A 16,086-nucleotide genomic window follows, 5' to 3' on the forward strand; every position below is an offset into this window, starting at 1 on the left:
GCCTATCATGCGACGAGGCCGGCTGACAGGGGGAACGCGTTCACTCTTGCAGCAATTGCGCCTTCACGGCATCGAGGATTTCCGCCGACAGGGCTTCGTCATCGACGGAACGGGCCAGCACCATGGCCCCCACCATGGCGGCAAACGTGGCGATGGCCTGCTGGCGCCGCTCTTCCGGGGCGCCGTCGGGCAGCAAACCCTGCAGCAAGGCGAACTGCTGCTGCGTGGCCGCCGTAAACGCGGGACGCGCGCCGGGCGACATGCGCGCCACGTCGACGCCCATGGCCGCCGCAGGGCAGCCGCCGCCGGGCTGGTCGCGGTGCCGGGTGGTCAAATAATTGTCGATAATGGCCGGCAACGCCCGCTGCGGGTCGCTGGCGACCTTTGCCTGCCAGCCTTCCAGCGATTTCTCCAGGGCATGCTGGCACGCCTCGATCATCAAGTCTTCCTTGGACGCGAAATGGCCATAGAAACCGCCATGCGTCAGGCCCGCGTTCTTCATCAAATCGGCCACGCCGATGCCGTCATAGCCCTTTTCGCGGAACAACTTGGCCGCCACCTCCACGATGCGCTCGCGGTTCAGCGCTGCCTGTTCCCTGCTTACCTTCATGCTGCCCTCCCACATTTATGTCAATCATCATATAACTTTACGCCTGTTTGCGCCACTCTGTTAGCAAGCGCACCGTTGGATGCGGTTGCCGCGCCGATACTGGACCTTCGTTTCCAGGGAGGCCAGCATGAACGAGAACAAGGACCAGTCCGCCGGTAACTTGCAGCGCAGCATACAGCAGGAGCAGGATCAGGAAGACAAGCAGCGCGATGCCACCAAGCAAGGCAAGGCAAGCAAGCCGCCCGTGCAGACGGGCCACCGCAACCAGCCGACGCCTCCCCTGCCCGCCCAGCACCTGGACAAGCCCGGCCTTGAAACACAGATGGCATTGAAACCCCGCTTCCTGGCGCCCGACTACTGCGGCAGCGGCAAGCTGGCCGGCATGGTGGCCATCATCACGGGCGGCGATTCGGGCATCGGCCGCGCCGTGGCCGTGCTGTACGCGCGCGAAGGGGCGGATGTCGCCATCATTTACCTGAACGAACACGCGGACGCCCACGAAACCAAGCGCTACGTGGAAGCGGAAGGCCAGAGCTGCCTCCTGATTGCCGGCGACGTGCGCGACCAGGGCTTTTGCCAGCAAGCCGTCAGCCAGGTGCTGGACAAATTCACGCACATCGACGTGCTGGTCAACAACGCAGCCTTCCAGGAACATGCGGAATCCTTGCTGGACCTGAGCGAAGAACGCTTCGACCTCACCATGAAAACCAATGTCTACGGCTACTTTCATATGGCCAAGGCCGTCCTGCCCCACTTGCAGCGGGGCGCGTCCATCATCAACACCGGCTCCGTGACGGGTTTGCAAGGCTCGAAGCACTTGCTCGACTATTCCACCACCAAGGGTGCCATCCATGCGTTTACCATGGCGCTGGCCGGCAACTTGCTGGACAAGGGCATACGCGTGAACGCCATCGCGCCCGGGCCGGTCTGGACGCCCCTCAACCCGGCGGACAAAAGCCCCGAGGACATCCAGAAATTCGGCCAGGACACGGACATGCGCCGCCCGGCCCAGCCGGAAGAGCTGTCGCCCGCCTACGTCTTCCTGGCCTCGCCCGCCTGTTCCAGCTATATCAGCGGCATCGTCCTGCCCATCACCGGCAGCGTGGGGAACTAGGCGATGGCGCGCGCACTGTGGAAAGGCGCCATCAGCTTCGGCCTTGTGCACATCCCCGTCGAGCTGATTTCAGCCAGCCTCGACCATGAACTGGACTTGTCCATGCTGGACCGGCGCGACTTTTCACCCATCGGCTACAAGCGCTACAACAAGAAGACGGGCAAGGAAGTCGAGTGGGACGACATCATCAAGGGCTATGAATACAAGACGGATGAGTACGTGGTGCTGTCCGAGGAAGATTTAAGGCAAGCCAATGTGAAGGCTACGCAAACCATCGACATACTGACCTTTGTCGATGCGCTTGAAGTGCCGCTGACCTTTTACGAGCACCCGTATTATTTGCTGCCCGCCAAGGGCGGCGAAAAAGTCTATGCGCTGCTGCGCGAAACCTTGCGCAAGGCGAACAAAGTGGGCATCGCCAGCGTGGTCATGCGCACCAAGCAGCATTTGTGCGCACTCGTGTGCGTGGGCGACGCCATCGTGCTCAACACCCTGCGCTACGCCGATGAAATCCGCCCCACAGACGACCTGGACTTGCCCGGCAGCACCCTGAAATCGGCCGGCATTTCCGACAAGGAACTCAAGATGGCCCTGTCGCTGGTGGAAGGCATGAGCGAAGCGTGGGAACCCGGGCAATACCACGACAGCTACCGCGAAGACGTGTTGGCGCTGGTCAAGAAGAAAGTCAAGGCCAAGCAGACCAAGACCATCACGCCGCCCGCGCCCGAGCCAGCAGAAGAGCACGGCAGCAACGTGATCGACCTGGTCGCCCTGCTGCAGCAAAGCCTGGGCAAGAAAGCGTCCGCCGCGCCGGCCCGCAAGCGCGCGGCCTCGTCCGCCGCCCGCAAGCCGCCGCCCGCCAGGCGCAAGGCGGCCTGAACCACCCTACCTGCTTAGCGAGACTCTGCCATCATATAAATGCATTGACTTTGATCCGGCTTCTCGCTACGTTATGCACAGGCCTGCCACCCGGCAAGCCCTGTCATGCGTGCGGAAAAAATGGATGCCGAGTTCGATCAGCTTATCCTCAGCAACGCCCCTGGCGGCGTTGTCATCACGAACGAAGAGCATGTCGTCGTGCGCTGGACGGCGGGGGCGCAGCGCATTTTCGGCTATGCCAGCGACGAAGCGCTGGGCCGCACGCTGTGGGAACTGATCTCCTTGCCGGGACAGGCCGAAGCTGGCCCGCTGATCGCCGAGCAACTGATCCTACACGGCAGCTACGACCGCGAATCGCTGCGGCGGCGCAAAGATGGCGAGCTCATCTACGTCGACGTGGCATGCCAGGCCGCACAGCGCGCGCCGGATGGCCACCGCTACCTGATTTCCACCATGAAGGACACGACCTTGCTGAAGGCGGCGCGCGACGCCCAGTTCGTCGACGTGCGCTACCGCGTGCTGTTCGAGTCCACGCCGGACAGCGTCATCATGGTCAATGCCACGGGCGCCATCGTGCTGGCCAACCAGCAGGCACAGCGCCTGTTCGGCTATGCGGAAGGCGAATTGAGCGGCAGGCAAATCGATAGTCTGCTGCCGCAACGCCTGCGCCATGCGCACGTGGGGCACCGCGCGCGCTATTTCGACCAGCCCCGTACGCGCACCATGGGCGCCGACCTGGAATTGCTGGGCTTGCGCAAGGACAACGTCGAATTCCCTGTGGAAATCAGCCTGTCGCCGATCCAGACGGAAATCGGCACCTTCGTCATCAGCGCCATCCGCGACGTCAGCGACCGCCGCCGGGCCGAGCAAAAGTTCCGCGGCCTGCTCGAATCGGCGCCGGACGCCATCGTCATCGTCAACGGCGATGGCGAGATCGTGCTCGTCAACTCGCAAACGGAACGCCTGTTCGGTTACTCGCGCGCGGAGTTGCTCGGGCGCAATGTGGAAGTGCTGATCCCGGCCCGCTATGCAACTGATCATCCGCATCACCGCCAGTCCTTTTCCGCGGCGCCGCGCGCCCGCTCCATGGGCGCGGGCCTGGAACTGTATGGCTTGCGCCGCGATGGCACCGAGTTTCCCGTCGAAATCAGCCTGTCGCCGCTGGAAACGGAGGAAGGCGTGCTGGTCTCGTCAGCCATCCGCGACATCACGGAGCGCAAGCGCATCGAGCGCACGCTGAACGAACAGAAAATCGAACTGGAACGGGCCAGCCAGGCGAAGGACCGCTTTCTCACCAGCATGTCGCATGAATTGCGCACGCCGCTGAACGCCATCCTCGGCTTCGCCCAGCTGCTGGCCAATGAAGCCCTGCCCGCGACCGTGCTGCAAAAACGCGCTTTCGTGCACAACATCGTCACCTCGGGCCGCCACCTGCTCACCCTGATCAATGAAATCCTCGACCTGGCGAAGATCGAATCAGGCAGCCTGAGCCTGTCGATCGAGCCGGTGGCGCTGCCCGTGCTGCTCGAGGAAGTGCGCGTCATGGTGGAAGAACAGGCGCAGCAGCGCCAGATTCACCTGGTGTTTCCAGCCTGCGAGGCGCTGACGCTCAGGGCCGACCATACGCGCCTCAAGCAAGTGCTGCTGAACCTGCTGTCAAACGCCATCAAGTACAACCGCCCGGCCGGCAAGGTGGAGCTGGAAGTGTCGCAGCCCGGGGCGCAGCGCGTGCGCATCGCCATCCGCGACACAGGCAAGGGACTGGATGAGACGCAGATGGCGGAACTGTTCCAGCCATTCAACCGCCTGGGACAGGAGGCAGGCAGCGAGGAAGGCACCGGCATCGGCCTGGTCGTCACCAAGCGCCTGGTTGAGCTGATGGGCGGCAGCATGGGCGTGCACAGCTGCGTCGGCGTGGGCAGCGTGTTCTGGATCGAACTCGACACCATGACCGCCCCGCCCGCCAACCGGCAGCCGGAATACCTGCCCGAGCCCGCCTGCGACGTCCGGGACGATGCCGGCGGCCAGGCCCTGCTGCTGTACGTGGAAGACAATCCGGCCAGCCTGCGGCTGGTGGAAGATATCGTCAGCTTCCTGCCCCATCTGCGCATGATCTCGGCCACCGACGCCCGCCAGGGTATCGCGCTGGCGCTGGAACGCCGCCCCGACGTGATCCTGATGGATATCAACTTGCCCGGCATGAATGGCAACCAGGCGCAGCGCATCCTGCGCAACGATACGCGCACGGCGCACATCCCCGTCATCGCCTTGACGGCCAACGCCATGAAGGGCGATATCCGGCATGGCCTGGCCGCGGGCTTTTTTCGCTACCTGACCAAGCCCGTCGAGATCACCCTGCTCAACGCGGCCATCGAGGAAGCGCTGCAGCTGGCGCGCGCCGTCCTGCCATTCAAGCCGGAGGAGTAAAGGCCAGCTTTTTCATCGCCGCATCGATGCCCTTCGCGCTACGCGCGTAGCCGTCCCATGGCGCGTTGCCCACGTCGAGACGGCTGTGGACATTGCCCACGTTCCACTGATCGCCCGCCTTCAGTTTGTCGAGTTCATCCCAGGCCAGCGGCACGGAAATGCCCAGCCCCGACCGCGTGCGGGCAGACCACGCGCATACGGTGGTGGCGCCCCGGCCATTGCGCAAATAATCGATGAAAATCTTGCCGACGCGGTTGGCGGGGCCGCTTTTCAGGACGAAGCGCTGCGGAATGAGCTGCGCCATATGCGCCACGATGGCTTGCGAAAACGCTTTGACCGTATCCCAATCGTGTTTCGGGCGGATCGGCACGACCACATGCAAGCCCTTGCCGCCGCTGGTTTTCAGCCAGGCGGGCAGTCCCAGCTCCGTCAGGAAGGCACGCAGCAATACGGCCGCCTCGCGGATGGCGGGCCAGGCCACGCCCTTGCCCGGATCCAGGTCGAACACCAGGCGGTTCGGCGTGTCGTAGGCGCTGGCCAGGGCGTTTTGCGTGTGAAATTCCACCACGTTCCACTGCGCCGCAGACAATAAGCCCTGTGCGCTGGCCACTTCCAGCATGGCGGCATGCTCCGGATCGAGGCCGGGATCGAGCTGTTTGACGCCGGGCATGCTGGACGTGTCCGCATGCTTCTGGAAAAACAGCTCGCCACCCACGCCGGCCGGCGCGCGCACCAGCGACACGGGCCGCCCGCGCAAGTGCACGAGCATCAGCTTGCCCACCAGCGCGTAGTAGCGCACCAGGTCGATCTTCGTCGCGCCACTGTCCCGGTCGATCACCCTGTCCGCATGGCTGACCTTGAAACTGGCCGGCAAGACGCCGTCCGGCGTGGATTTGCTCTGCATCTTCTTCTCCCTGTCGATTCGCTGCGCCCGCTCGCGCACGATGGCGGCTGGCTGTTTATCCTCGCGCAAGCCGTGAAACACGGCATGGCGCACGGCGCCACCGCTGGTCCATTGCGCAAAGCTCACTTCGGCCACCAGTTGCGGCTTGACCCAGATGGGCTGGCGCGCGCCGCCCGCCTTGCCCGCGAACGGACTCGTCCCGGCTGCCAGGGCGTCAAGCCGGCGCCGCAATTCGCGCAGGCTGGCATCGTCGAAGCCGCTGCCCACATTGCCCGCATAGAGCAGCCTGCCCTGGTCATCATGCACGCCCAGCAACAGAGAACCGATGCCTTCGCGCGCGCCCTGCGGCGCCGTATAGCCGCCGATGACGAATTCCTGGCGCAGCCCGCATTTGAGCTTGATCCAGTCGCCCGAGCGCCGCGTGACGTAGGGCGAACCGCGCCGCTTGCCGATCACGCCTTCCAGCCCCAGCCGGCAGGCGTGGGCCAGTATCTGCTGCGGCGTCGCGTCGAGCGCGGCGCTGAAGCGCACCAGGGGCGACGCTGGCAAGCTCTGCAGCAACTGTTCCAGCAACGCCCTGCGCGCCTCGACAGGCTGGCCGCGCAGATCGCGGCCATCGAAAAACGCCACGTCGAACAGGTAATACACGATCTCGCTGGTCGTTTCCGCATCGAACGCGCGCTGCAAGGCGCCAAAATCCGGGTGGCCGCTGGCGTCGTTGACGACGATTTCACCGTCATACCAGCCCGGCGGCAAACTCAACTGTTCCAGCGCCTGCCGCAGCTTCGGCAGTTTTTCCGTCCAGTCATTGCCATTGCGCGTGATCAAATTGATCCGCTCGCCATCGCAACGCGCGAGGATGCGGTAACCGTCGAATTTCACTTCGAAAAGCCACTGCTGCGCGTCTGGCGGCGGCGCATCGACCAGGGTAGCCAGCTGCGGCGACAGGGTGGCGGGCAAATCGGCATCCGGCGCTGCGGAGCCGTCCGCGCTCTTCTTGCGCTTGGGCATGGCCTTGTTCTTGACGCTGTCGGGAAACTCGTCCACGACAGAAAATTCCAGTGCCGGCCGGGCAAATGCGTCCTTTTCCTTGATCAGCAGCCAGGCAGGCTGCTTTGCGCTGCGTTTATCGCCCTTGCCTTTCATGCGCACCAGCACCCAGTTGCCATGCATCTTGTGGCCATGCAGGGTCAATTTCAGTTCGCCGGCCGCCAGCGCCTTGCGCGCATCGGGAGTGGCCGGCTGGGGCTGCCACGTCCCCTTGTCCCAGATGATGACCTTGCCCGCGCCATACTGCTTTTCGGGGATCGTGCCTTCAAAACCGGCATACGCAATGGGATGGTCTTCCACCTGCACCGCCATGCGCTTGTCGCGCGGGTCGTAGCTGGGCCCTTTCGGCACGGCCCAGCTTTTCATCGTGCCGTCCAGTTCCAGGCGAAAGTCATAGTGCAAACGGCTGGCCCAGTGCTTCTGGATGACGAAGGTGAGCGCCTCGCCCGCTTCCTCGCCGCCATCCGCAGGCTCGGGCGTGGCGGCGAAATTGCGCTTGGCTTGATAGGTTTTCAAGGCGGCTTTCATGGCGGACCCATGCGGTGACGATGGCATCGAGTCTAGGCCGCTGCCGTCCCTGGCGCGGTACGCCAGCTAACAGAGTACCTGCCCCGGCAAATGTAAGTGTTTGTAATTAGCCCGAATCGCTGTCAACGCTATTGCCGTACGGCGCGTTTTTGCCTCAGTGACAGGGGAAATGCATCTCCTGAACTACAACCCCACTTCTCGAGGAACTGCACCATGAAAAAAGTAATCGCTACTCTGATCGCCGGCTTGTTCGCTACCGCAGCCTTTGCTCAAACGCCAGCCGTGCCTGCCAAGGCCGAAGCCAAGCACACCAAGGAAGTGGCAAAAGCGGAAGCCAAGGAAACCAAGGCCGTCGTGAAAGCCGATGCGAAAGAAGCCGCCGTCGCCGCCGATGCGAAAGCCGATGTGGCCAGCGCCAAGGCCGACGCCAAAGCCACCAAGGCCAAAGCCCATCACAAAGCCACCAAGGCCAAGGCAAAAGCCGCCGAAGACAAAGCTGAAGCGACCGCAGCAGCGAAGTAATCGCCATCCCGCCATGGCGGGAGGCACCATGCAAAAAGACAGCTTCGGCTGTCTTTTTGCATTTTCGCTCCTTCTTCTTCAATTAACGTCGCTCAAATCACCTGATTGTAAGAAAGTGTAAACCAGGTCAACCATTATCTTCCGGGCCGCGTTTTCTGCTCAGTGATACGGGAATCATCCCGGCACACCAGACAAACCACCACCGAGGACTGCACCATGAAAAAAGCAATTATTACCCTGATCGCCGGCCTGTTCGCTACCGCAGCCTTCGCCCAAACCCCTGCCGCTCCCGCAGCATCGGTTCCCGCCAAGGCGGAAGCGGCCCACACGAAAGCCGTGGCCAAGGCTGAAGCCAAGGAAACCAAGGCCGTCGTGAAAGCCGATGCCAAGGAAGCGGTCGTCGCCGCCGATGCGAAAGCCGATGTGGCCAGCGCAAAGGCCGACGCCAAAGCCACCAAGGCCAAGGCCCATCACAAAACCAGCAAAGCCAAAGTGAAAGCGGATGCGGCCAAAGCGGCGGAAGCCGTTCCCGCAGTGCCGGCAGCGCCAGCGAAGTAAGCGCGAACGACGTCACGGGAGCGCGTCCGCCGGGTCTGCGCTTGCGTGGCTACGCTGATTACCAGGGACAGCTTCGGCTGTCCTTTTTGCATGGCGCGGCGCCAAATGACATGGCTTCCTGCGCGCCTTCATGCAAACTTCATCGAACCGGCCAGCTTGCGCGCGACAAAGCGGTGCACATGGAGGACACTGGCACTTCCACCATCGCCGCGAAGCCTATCCCATGCGCCACCTGCCCCTCATCCTGACTACCGCCCTGTATCTGCCTTGCGCCGCCAATGCGCAAGATATCCCCGCCACCCTGGAGCAAGTCCTGCAAGCCCAGGACCGCGACAGCCATGGCGATTTGCGCGCCGTCGTCGTGTTGCGCGATGGCGCCGTCGTGGCCGAACGCTATTACAACGGCGAGACGGTCGATACCCTGCACGACATCCGCTCGGCCGGCAAGAGCATCACCGCCCTGCTGGTGGGCGCGGCCGTGGCGCGCGGCCAGCTGGCCACGACAAAAACAGTGGGCGACTACTGGCCCGAAGTCGCCGGCAGCGCGGCAGGCAAGGTCATCCTCGACGACTTGCTGACCATGCGTTCGGGCCTGGCCGCCTTCGATGAAGACGAACAGTCGCCTGGCAATGAAGACAAGCTCGATGCGGCGCCCGACCCGGCCGCCTTCGTGCGTGCGATACCGGCTGCCACGGCGCCGGGCAGCATGTATCGCTACAACTCGCTGGGATCATATGTCGCGGGCAGAGTGGTGGAAAACGCCAGCGGCGCCGACCTGGAAGACTACGCCGCCAAGGTGCTGTTCGCGCCACTGGGCATCACCCGCTGGAGCTGGGGCCGCGACGTGGCACGCCACCCGAAAGGCCAGGGCAATCTGTCGCTGCGCGCGCGCGACACGGCGAAAATCGGCCAGATGGTGCTCGACGAAGGCGTATTTGACGGCAAGAGGGTAATCGATGCCGCCTGGCTGAAAGCGGCGCTGGCGCCGCGCGTGGCCATCGGCGCCGTGGACCGCTACGCCGACAGCTACGGCTATTTCTGGTACGCGAAGACGCAGGACGTCGGAGGACAGAAGATTGCCGTGCATTTCGCCTCGGGCAATGGCGGCAACAAGATCTATGTGATACCCGCCCGTCGCATGGTGGTCAGCATCGCATCGAGCGCGTATGGCAAGGGGTATGGGCAGCGCCGTTCGGAAGACATCCTGAAGGCCATCCTGAAAGCGGATGCAACGCAGATGTAAGCGTTTGTAATGACCGTCAACGCAAGCGTCCGGGGGCGCGTTTTATGCTCAGTGACACGGGAATCATCCCGACACAAACAGACATACCAGACAAACCACCACTGAGGACTGCACCATGAAAAAAGTAATCGCTACCCTGATCGCCGGCCTGTTCGCAACTGCAGCCTTCGCCCAAACCCCGGCAGCACCTGCGGCCGCTCCGGCAGCACCCGCCAAAGTGGAAGCGGCCCACACCAAGGCCGTCGTGAAAGCGGACGCCAAGGAAGCGCAAGCCGTCGTGAAGGCGGATGCCAAGGAAGCGAAAGCCGTCGTCGCCGCAAAAACGGACGTCGCCAGCGCCAAAGCGGAAGCGGCCACCACCAAGGCCAAGGCACACCACAAGGCCAAGAAAACCAAGGCCAAGGCTGACGAAAAGCTGGCATCGGCTACCGCCGAAGCGGCTCCAGCCAAGTAATTCCGACACACTTTACTGACCACGCATACCAAGGATCTTAAAATGAAAAAAGTTATCGCCACCCTGATCGCCAGCCTGTTCGCCACCGCCGCATTCGCCCAGACGCCAGCCGTCGCGCCAGTCGCTCCAGTGGCACCGATTCCTGTCGTCGCCCCTGTCGTCAAGGCCGAAGCGCCGGCAGCCGCCGTCAAACCAGCGGCGCACAAGAAAGCCAAGCATCACAAGGCGAAGAAAGCCGCGCCAGCCGACAAGGCAGCGCCTGCGGAACCAGCAGTACCGGCAACGCCAGCAGCGCCAGCCAAGTAATCGCGGCGGCACCATCAAAAAAGACAGGGTTTTCCCTGTCTTTTTTTTCGTCCGCTTTTTTGTGCGCTTATTTCGGCATCAGCACCGTGTCGATCACATTGATCACGCCATTCGACTGGTACACGTCATAGGTGCTGATAGTGGCGCTGTTGCCGCCCTCGTCCATCACGACGATGTTGTGCATGCCGTTCATGGCGAACATCAGCTTGCCGCCGCTGGCCGTGGGCAAGGTGGCTTTACCGTCGTGCATCTTGATTTCCTTCGCCAGCGCCTTGAAGTCGTATTTGCCGGGCACCACGTGATAGGTGAGGATCTTCGTCAGGGTCGCCTTGTTTTCCGGCTTCACCAGGGTCTCGACGGTGCCTGCGGGCAGCTTGCCGAAGGCCGCATTCGTCGGCGCGAACACGGTAAATGGACCCTTGCCTTTCAGGGTGTCGACCAGGCCGGCCGCCTTGACGGCAGCGACCAGGGTCGTGTGGTCGGCCGAATTGACGGCGTTATCGACGATGTCCTTGGACGGATACATGCTCTGGCCACCCACCATGGTCGTCATGTCGGCGGCAAACGGGGCGCTGGCGGCCAGCATGGACGTAATGAACAATGCTGCGGGAACGAAGGTGCGCATGATGATATCTCCTGGATGACTGCGTTTGCATGATTGCAGGAGTACTTACGCCGCCGTTCCGCAAACGGATTCAACTCGCTGAAAACAGAAAAACGGCGCCGTGCAGTGCACGGCGCCGTTCCTGGCAGACTCCCGCGTCGCGGGCCGGATTGATCCAGCCCGCGGTGCCGGGAAACTAGTTGGCCGCGACCTGCGGCTCCGTTTCGCCCCAGCCGCCGCCCAGGGCGCGGATCAGCGCCACCGTGGTGACGGCGCGGTTGCCGCGCAGCTGCACGGCATTGCGCTCGATGGTGGCAAGGTTGCGCTGCGCGTCCAGCAGATCGAGGTAGCTGGAACGGCCCGCGTCATACAGCTTTTGCGCCAGGTCGGCCGAGCGGCGTGCCGAAACGACGGCTTCGTCGATCTGCTGCGTCTGGCCCGACAGGATGCGCAAGCCGGCCAGGTTGTCTTCCACCTCGGCGAAGGCCACCAGCACGCTCTGGCGATACGTCGCCACCGACTCTTCCAGCTGCGCTTCGCTGCGGCTCACGGCCGCTTTATTGCGTCCGCCGTCGATGATCGGCATCGACATCAGGGCGCCCAGCAGCCAGGAGCGGCTGCTCCACTTGAAGATGTCCGAGAAGGTATCGGACGCGCCGCCGCCGGAGGCGTTCAGGGTCAAGGCGGGGAACATGGCCGATTTCGCTACGCCGATGCGCGCATTCGACGCTTCCATGGTGCGCTGTGCCGACGCAATGTCGGGACGGCGCTCCAGCAGGGACGACGGCATGCCGGCCGGGATCACGGGCAGGAAGCCGCTGTCCTGCAGCGGGTTGACGGTCGCCGTGAAACTGGCGGCAGGTTTACCCAGCAGGACGGCCAGCGCATGTTCGCTGGTGGCGCGCTGGCGCTGCAGGCCGATGGCTTCGGCGCGCGTCGTCGACAGCTCCGTGCGGGCACGGGACAGGTCGAATTCGCCGATGTCGCCCAGGTCGTAGCGGCGCTGGTTCACATGCACGCTTTCCTCGCGCAGGCGCACCGTCTGTTCCAGGGTCGCCAGTTCCGCATCCGTGGCGCGCAGCTGGAAATAGGTCTGCGCCACGTCGGCCTGCAAGGACAGCAGCACGGAACGGTATGTCGCTTCCACGGCCAGCGCATCGCTGCGCGAGGCGCTGACGTTCGAGGCGACCCTGCCGAACAGATCGACTTCGTAGCTGGCCGTCAGGTTGGCCTGGTAGACATTCGTGGCAGCCACCGGCGCGCCGTTCGGCAAGCCGAGCGACACGGCGGAAGCGCGGTTGCGCTGGCCGCCCACGTTCACGCCCACTTGCGGGATGCGGTCCGCTTCGGCGATGCCGGCAATCGCCCTCGCCTGCTTGACGCGGGCGGCGGCGACGGCCAGGTTGGCATTGGCCTGCGTGGCTTCGTTGATCAAGCTGGTCAAAGCCGGGTCATTGAAGGCCAGCCACCATTCGCCGCGCGCCTGGCGCTCGGCGGGGACGCCCTGCTTCCAGCGCGTGCCATCGGCTGCCGTCTGCACGGCGGGCAAGGTTTGCGCTTCCTTGAACGCCGTCGGCGTCTCGATCTGCGGCTGCTTGAACTCCGGCGCCGCGCAGGCGGCCAGCAGCACGGCTGCGGCCATGGCGGTCAGCACGGGCTTGACGCGCCAGATGATTTCCTTGGTTTTCAATATATATCTCCTTCCAGGTTCAATGCTGGCGCGGCGGCAGGCTTGGCGGCAGCATCGGCTGGTTTTTTCTCAAAACGCTGCGCCAGGGTGCGCAGCAGTACATAGAACACGGGCGTCAGGAACAGGCCGAAGAAGGTCACGCCCAGCATGCCGGCGAAGACCGCCACGCCCATGGCATGACGCATTTCCGAACCGGCGCCGTGCGAGAACACCAGGGGCACCACGCCCATGATGAAGGCGATCGACGTCATCAGGATCGGACGCAGACGCAGGCGGCACGCTTCCAGCGCCGCTTGCACGACGGTGCGGCCATGCTCTTCCAGTTCGCGGGCAAATTCCACGATCAGAATCGCATTCTTCGACGCCAGCCCCACCAGCACGAACAGCGCGATCTGGGTGAACACATTGTTGTCGCCACCGGTCAATTTGACGCCCAGCAAGGCGCACAGGATCGACATCGGCACGATCAGGATCACGGCCAGCGGCAAGGTCCAGCTTTCATACTGGGCGGCCAGCACCAGGAATACCAGCAGCACGCACAGCGGGAAGACATAGATCATCGTATTGCCGGACAAGATGTCCTGGTAGGTCAGCTCCGTCCATTCATACGCGATCCCCTGCGGCAGCACTTCCTTGGCGATGCGTTCCAGCGCGGCTTGCGCCTGGCCGCTCGATACGCCGGGGGCTGCGCCGCCATTGAAGTCGGCTGCGGCATACGCGTTGTAGCGCTGCACGCGGTCCGGACCATAGCTGTCCTTCACGCGCATCAACGACGACAGCGGGATCATTTCGCCCTTGTCATTGCGTACCTTCAGCTGCGCGATATCCTGCGCATGCGAACGGAACGCCGCATCGGCCTGCACGCGCACCTGGTAGGTGCGGCCAAACTGGTTGAAGTCATTCACGTACAGCGAACCGAGGTTGATCTGCAAGGTCTGGTAAATCGTTTGCAGCTGCACGCCCATCTGCTTGGCTTTCACGCGGTCGACGTCGGCAAACAGCTGCGGCACGTTGATCTGGTAGCCCGAGAACACGCCCGCCAGTTCCGGCGTCTGGTACGCTTTCGCGGCCAATGCCTGGGTGGCGTTGTACAGCGCGTCGTAACCGAGATTGCCGCGGTCTTCGATCATCATCTTGAAGCCGCCGATGGTGCCGAGGCCGTTGACCGGCGGTGGCGGGAAGACCATGATGAAAGCGTCCTGGATGCCGCCCAGGCGCTTGTTGATCTCGGCCGCGATGGCGCCGCCCGACAATTCCTTGCTGCTGCGTTCATCGAACGGTTTCAGGGTGGCGAACACGATACCGGCGTTCGGCGCATTGGTGAAGTCGTTGATCGACAGGCCGGGGAAGGCGATGGTCGATTCGACGCCAGGCACCGACTTGATGACGTCGGACATGCGGCGCACGACATCTTCCGTGCGGTCCAGCGAAGCGGCGTCAGGCAATTGCGCAAAGCCCACCAGGTATTGCTTGTCCTGCGCCGGCACGAAGCCGGCCGGCACGGACTTGAAGGTGAAGATGGCGGCAACGACCAGCAGCGCATACACGCCCAGCGACGCGCTCTTGCGGCCCAATACGCCTTTCACGCCCGCTTCATAGCGGTGCGAAGCGCGGCCGAAGAAGCGGTTGAACCAGGCGAAGAAGCGGCCGAAGACCATGTCCATGCCGCGCGTCAGCGCGTCTTTCGGCGCATCGTGCGGTTTCAGCAGCGCGGCAGACAGGGCTGGCGCCAGGGTCAGCGAGCTGAAAGCGGAGATCACGGTCGAAATGGCGATCGTCAGCGCGAACTGGCGGTAAAACTCGCCGGACAAACCTGGCACGAAGGCGATCGGCACGAACACGGCGCACAGCACCAGGGCGATGGCGACGATAGGACCGCTGACCTCTTTCATGGCCTGGATGGTGGCGTCGCGCGGCGAGAGGCCTTCCTCGATATTGCGCTCGACGTTTTCCACCACCACGATGGCGTCATCGACGACGATACCGATGGCCAGCACGAGACCGAACAGCGACAGCGTGTTGATCGAGAAGCCAAAGCCCAGCATCACGGCAAAAGTACCGACGATCGACACGGGAACGGCCAGCAGCGGAATGATCGATGCGCGCCAGGTTTGCAGGAAGATGATCACCACCAGCACCACCAGGGCAATCGCTTCAAGCAAGGTATGGATCACGGCTTCGATGGACGAGCGCACGAACTGCGTGGGGTCGTACTCGATGCGGTATTCCACGCCTTGCGGGAAGTCTTTCTTCAGTTCGTCCATCTTGGCGCGCACGTCGGACGACAATTGCAGCGCGTTGGCATTCGGCGCTTCGAAAATACCCATGCCGACGGCCGGATTATTGTTCAGCAGCGAACGCAGCGAGTAGCTGTTGGCGCCCATTTCCACGCGCGCCACGTCCTTCAGGTGCGTCACGGCGCCGTCGGCATTGGTGCGCACGATGATGGCGCCGAATTCCTCGGGTGTCTGCAGACGGCCCTGAGTATTGACGGTCAGCTGGAAGTCCGAGTTTTTCGCCGGCGAAGCGCCGATGACACCTGCAGCCACCTGCACGTTCTGCTCGCGGATGGCGTCGACAACGTCATTGGCCGTCATGCCGCGCGCCGCTACCTTTTGCGGGTCGAGCCAGATGCGCATGGCATAGTCGCCGGCGCCGAAGATCTGGATGTCGCCCATGCCGGGCAGACGGGCCAGCTGGTCCTTGACGTTCAGCACCGCGTAGTTACGCAGATACATGTCGTCATAGCGCTTGTTCGGCGAGACCAGATGCACCACCATGGTCAGATTGGGCGACGACTTGACGGTCGTCACGCCGATCTGGCGCACTTCCTCGGGCAGACGCGGCAAGGCGCGCTGCACGCGGTTCTGCACCTGCGTCTCGGCCTGCTCGACGTTGGTGCCGATCTTGAAGGTCACGGTCAGCATCATCGCGCCATCGGACGTGTTTTGCGAGGACATGTAGAGCATGTTCTCGACGCCGTTGATCTGCTCTTCGAGCGGCGCGGCCACGGTTTCGGCGATCACTTTCGGGTTGGCGCCCGGGTATTGCGCGCGCACCACCACGGATGGCGGCACGACGTCGGGATATTCGGAGATGGGCAGGCCGAAAATCGACAGCAGCCCGGCCACGAATATGACAATCGACAGCACCGCCGCGAAAATCGGCTTGTCGATGAAAAAGCGGGAAAAATTCAT

The 16,086-nt window shown here is 63.2% G+C and carries 13 protein-coding genes; 8 read left to right on the forward strand and 5 right to left on the reverse strand.

What is annotated here, in order from left to right; translation table 11 throughout:
• Positions 1–40 precede the first annotated feature (40 nt).
• Entirely contained in the window at positions 41–610 is a 570-nt protein-coding gene (locus tag CSQ91_RS10670; RefSeq protein ID WP_070280414.1) for a TetR/AcrR family transcriptional regulator, read from the reverse strand.
• 127 nt (positions 611–737) lie between these two features.
• On the opposite strand from CSQ91_RS10670, the gene CSQ91_RS10675 reads away from it, so the two are divergent.
• The 3 genes from CSQ91_RS10675 (at position 738) to CSQ91_RS10685 (ending at position 5,030) form a co-directional block, all read left to right on the forward strand.
• Positions 738–1,724 carry an SDR family oxidoreductase gene (locus CSQ91_RS10675; RefSeq protein WP_099388225.1) on the forward strand — a complete coding sequence of 329 codons (987 nt, stop codon included), beginning with the start codon at positions 738–740 and terminating at the stop codon, positions 1,722–1,724.
• A 3-nt stretch (positions 1,725–1,727) separates the two neighbouring features.
• Positions 1,728–2,603: a non-homologous end joining protein Ku gene (ku, locus tag CSQ91_RS10680; protein WP_099388226.1), complete on the forward strand. Its 876-nt coding sequence runs from the start codon at positions 1,728–1,730 to the stop codon at positions 2,601–2,603.
• A gap of 105 nt (positions 2,604–2,708) precedes the next feature.
• Complete coding sequence (locus CSQ91_RS10685; RefSeq protein ID WP_180278396.1) at positions 2,709–5,030, forward strand: PAS domain S-box protein; 2,322 nt, start codon at positions 2,709–2,711, stop codon at positions 5,028–5,030.
• Here the strand turns inward: CSQ91_RS10685 and ligD are convergent.
• A complete protein-coding gene (gene ligD / locus CSQ91_RS10690) occupies positions 5,014–7,512 on the reverse strand; it encodes a DNA ligase D (protein ID WP_099388227.1) in 2,499 nt (832 codons plus the stop codon). The two genes, CSQ91_RS10685 and ligD, sit on opposite strands and share 17 nt — an antisense overlap.
• A 213-nt stretch (positions 7,513–7,725) precedes the next feature.
• On the opposite strand from ligD, the gene CSQ91_RS10695 reads away from it, so the two are divergent.
• From CSQ91_RS10695 to CSQ91_RS10715, 5 genes are all read left to right on the forward strand, one after another.
• Positions 7,726–8,034, forward strand: a complete 309-nt coding sequence (locus CSQ91_RS10695; protein WP_034783132.1) for a hypothetical protein — start codon at positions 7,726–7,728, stop codon at positions 8,032–8,034.
• A gap of 216 nt (positions 8,035–8,250) precedes the next feature.
• Positions 8,251–8,592: a hypothetical protein gene (locus tag CSQ91_RS10700; protein WP_099388228.1), complete on the forward strand. Its 342-nt coding sequence runs from the start codon at positions 8,251–8,253 to the stop codon at positions 8,590–8,592.
• 223 nt (positions 8,593–8,815) lie between these two features.
• On the forward strand, positions 8,816–9,835 hold the full coding sequence (locus CSQ91_RS10705; RefSeq protein WP_099388229.1) for a serine hydrolase domain-containing protein: 1,020 nt from the start codon (positions 8,816–8,818) through the stop codon (positions 9,833–9,835).
• A gap of 115 nt (positions 9,836–9,950) precedes the next feature.
• Positions 9,951–10,289, forward strand: coding sequence for a hypothetical protein (locus CSQ91_RS10710; RefSeq protein WP_070258028.1), 339 nt, complete (start codon positions 9,951–9,953; stop codon positions 10,287–10,289).
• Between the two features lie 42 nt (positions 10,290–10,331).
• Entirely contained in the window at positions 10,332–10,595 is a 264-nt protein-coding gene (locus CSQ91_RS10715) for a hypothetical protein (protein WP_046684064.1), read from the forward strand.
• A 67-nt stretch (positions 10,596–10,662) separates the two neighbouring features.
• Here CSQ91_RS10715 and CSQ91_RS10720 read toward each other — a convergent pair whose 3' ends face one another.
• From CSQ91_RS10720 to CSQ91_RS10730, 3 genes are all read right to left on the reverse strand, one after another.
• Complete coding sequence (locus CSQ91_RS10720; protein WP_092605783.1) at positions 10,663–11,220, reverse strand: fasciclin domain-containing protein; 558 nt, start codon at positions 11,218–11,220, stop codon at positions 10,663–10,665.
• Positions 11,221–11,395: 175 nt separating this feature from the next.
• On the reverse strand, positions 11,396–12,841 hold the full coding sequence (locus tag CSQ91_RS10725; RefSeq protein WP_099388661.1) for an efflux transporter outer membrane subunit: 1,446 nt from the start codon (positions 12,839–12,841) through the stop codon (positions 11,396–11,398).
• Between the two features lie 44 nt (positions 12,842–12,885).
• Positions 12,886–16,086 carry an efflux RND transporter permease subunit gene (locus tag CSQ91_RS10730; protein ID WP_034783119.1) on the reverse strand — a complete coding sequence of 1,067 codons (3,201 nt, stop codon included), beginning with the start codon at positions 16,084–16,086 and terminating at the stop codon, positions 12,886–12,888.

It is taken from the genome of Janthinobacterium sp. BJB301 (assembly GCF_002735685.1).
GTDB lineage: Bacteria > Pseudomonadota > Gammaproteobacteria > Burkholderiales > Burkholderiaceae_D > Janthinobacterium > Janthinobacterium lividum.

Excerpts from the sequence above, each read along its gene's own strand:
- CSQ91_RS10670 (WP_070280414.1), bottom strand. The coding sequence starts at position 610 with ATGAAGGTAAGCAGGGAACAGGCAGCGCTGAACCGCGAGCGCATCGTG.
- CSQ91_RS10675 (WP_099388225.1), top strand. The coding sequence starts at position 738 with ATGAACGAGAACAAGGACCAGTCCGCCGGTAACTTGCAGCGCAGCATA.
- ku (WP_099388226.1), top strand. The coding sequence starts at position 1,728 with ATGGCGCGCGCACTGTGGAAAGGCGCCATCAGCTTCGGCCTTGTGCAC.
- CSQ91_RS10685 (WP_180278396.1), top strand. The coding sequence starts at position 2,709 with ATGCGTGCGGAAAAAATGGATGCCGAGTTCGATCAGCTTATCCTCAGC.
- ligD (WP_099388227.1), bottom strand. The coding sequence starts at position 7,512 with ATGAAAGCCGCCTTGAAAACCTATCAAGCCAAGCGCAATTTCGCCGCC.
- CSQ91_RS10695 (WP_034783132.1), top strand. The coding sequence starts at position 7,726 with ATGAAAAAAGTAATCGCTACTCTGATCGCCGGCTTGTTCGCTACCGCA.
- CSQ91_RS10700 (WP_099388228.1), top strand. The coding sequence starts at position 8,251 with ATGAAAAAAGCAATTATTACCCTGATCGCCGGCCTGTTCGCTACCGCA.
- CSQ91_RS10705 (WP_099388229.1), top strand. The coding sequence starts at position 8,816 with ATGCGCCACCTGCCCCTCATCCTGACTACCGCCCTGTATCTGCCTTGC.
- CSQ91_RS10710 (WP_070258028.1), top strand. The coding sequence starts at position 9,951 with ATGAAAAAAGTAATCGCTACCCTGATCGCCGGCCTGTTCGCAACTGCA.
- CSQ91_RS10715 (WP_046684064.1), top strand. The coding sequence starts at position 10,332 with ATGAAAAAAGTTATCGCCACCCTGATCGCCAGCCTGTTCGCCACCGCC.
- CSQ91_RS10720 (WP_092605783.1), bottom strand. The coding sequence starts at position 11,220 with ATGCGCACCTTCGTTCCCGCAGCATTGTTCATTACGTCCATGCTGGCC.
- CSQ91_RS10725 (WP_099388661.1), bottom strand. The coding sequence starts at position 12,841 with ATGGCCGCAGCCGTGCTGCTGGCCGCCTGCGCGGCGCCGGAGTTCAAG.
- CSQ91_RS10730 (WP_034783119.1), bottom strand. The coding sequence starts at position 16,086 with ATGAATTTTTCCCGCTTTTTCATCGACAAGCCGATTTTCGCGGCGGTG.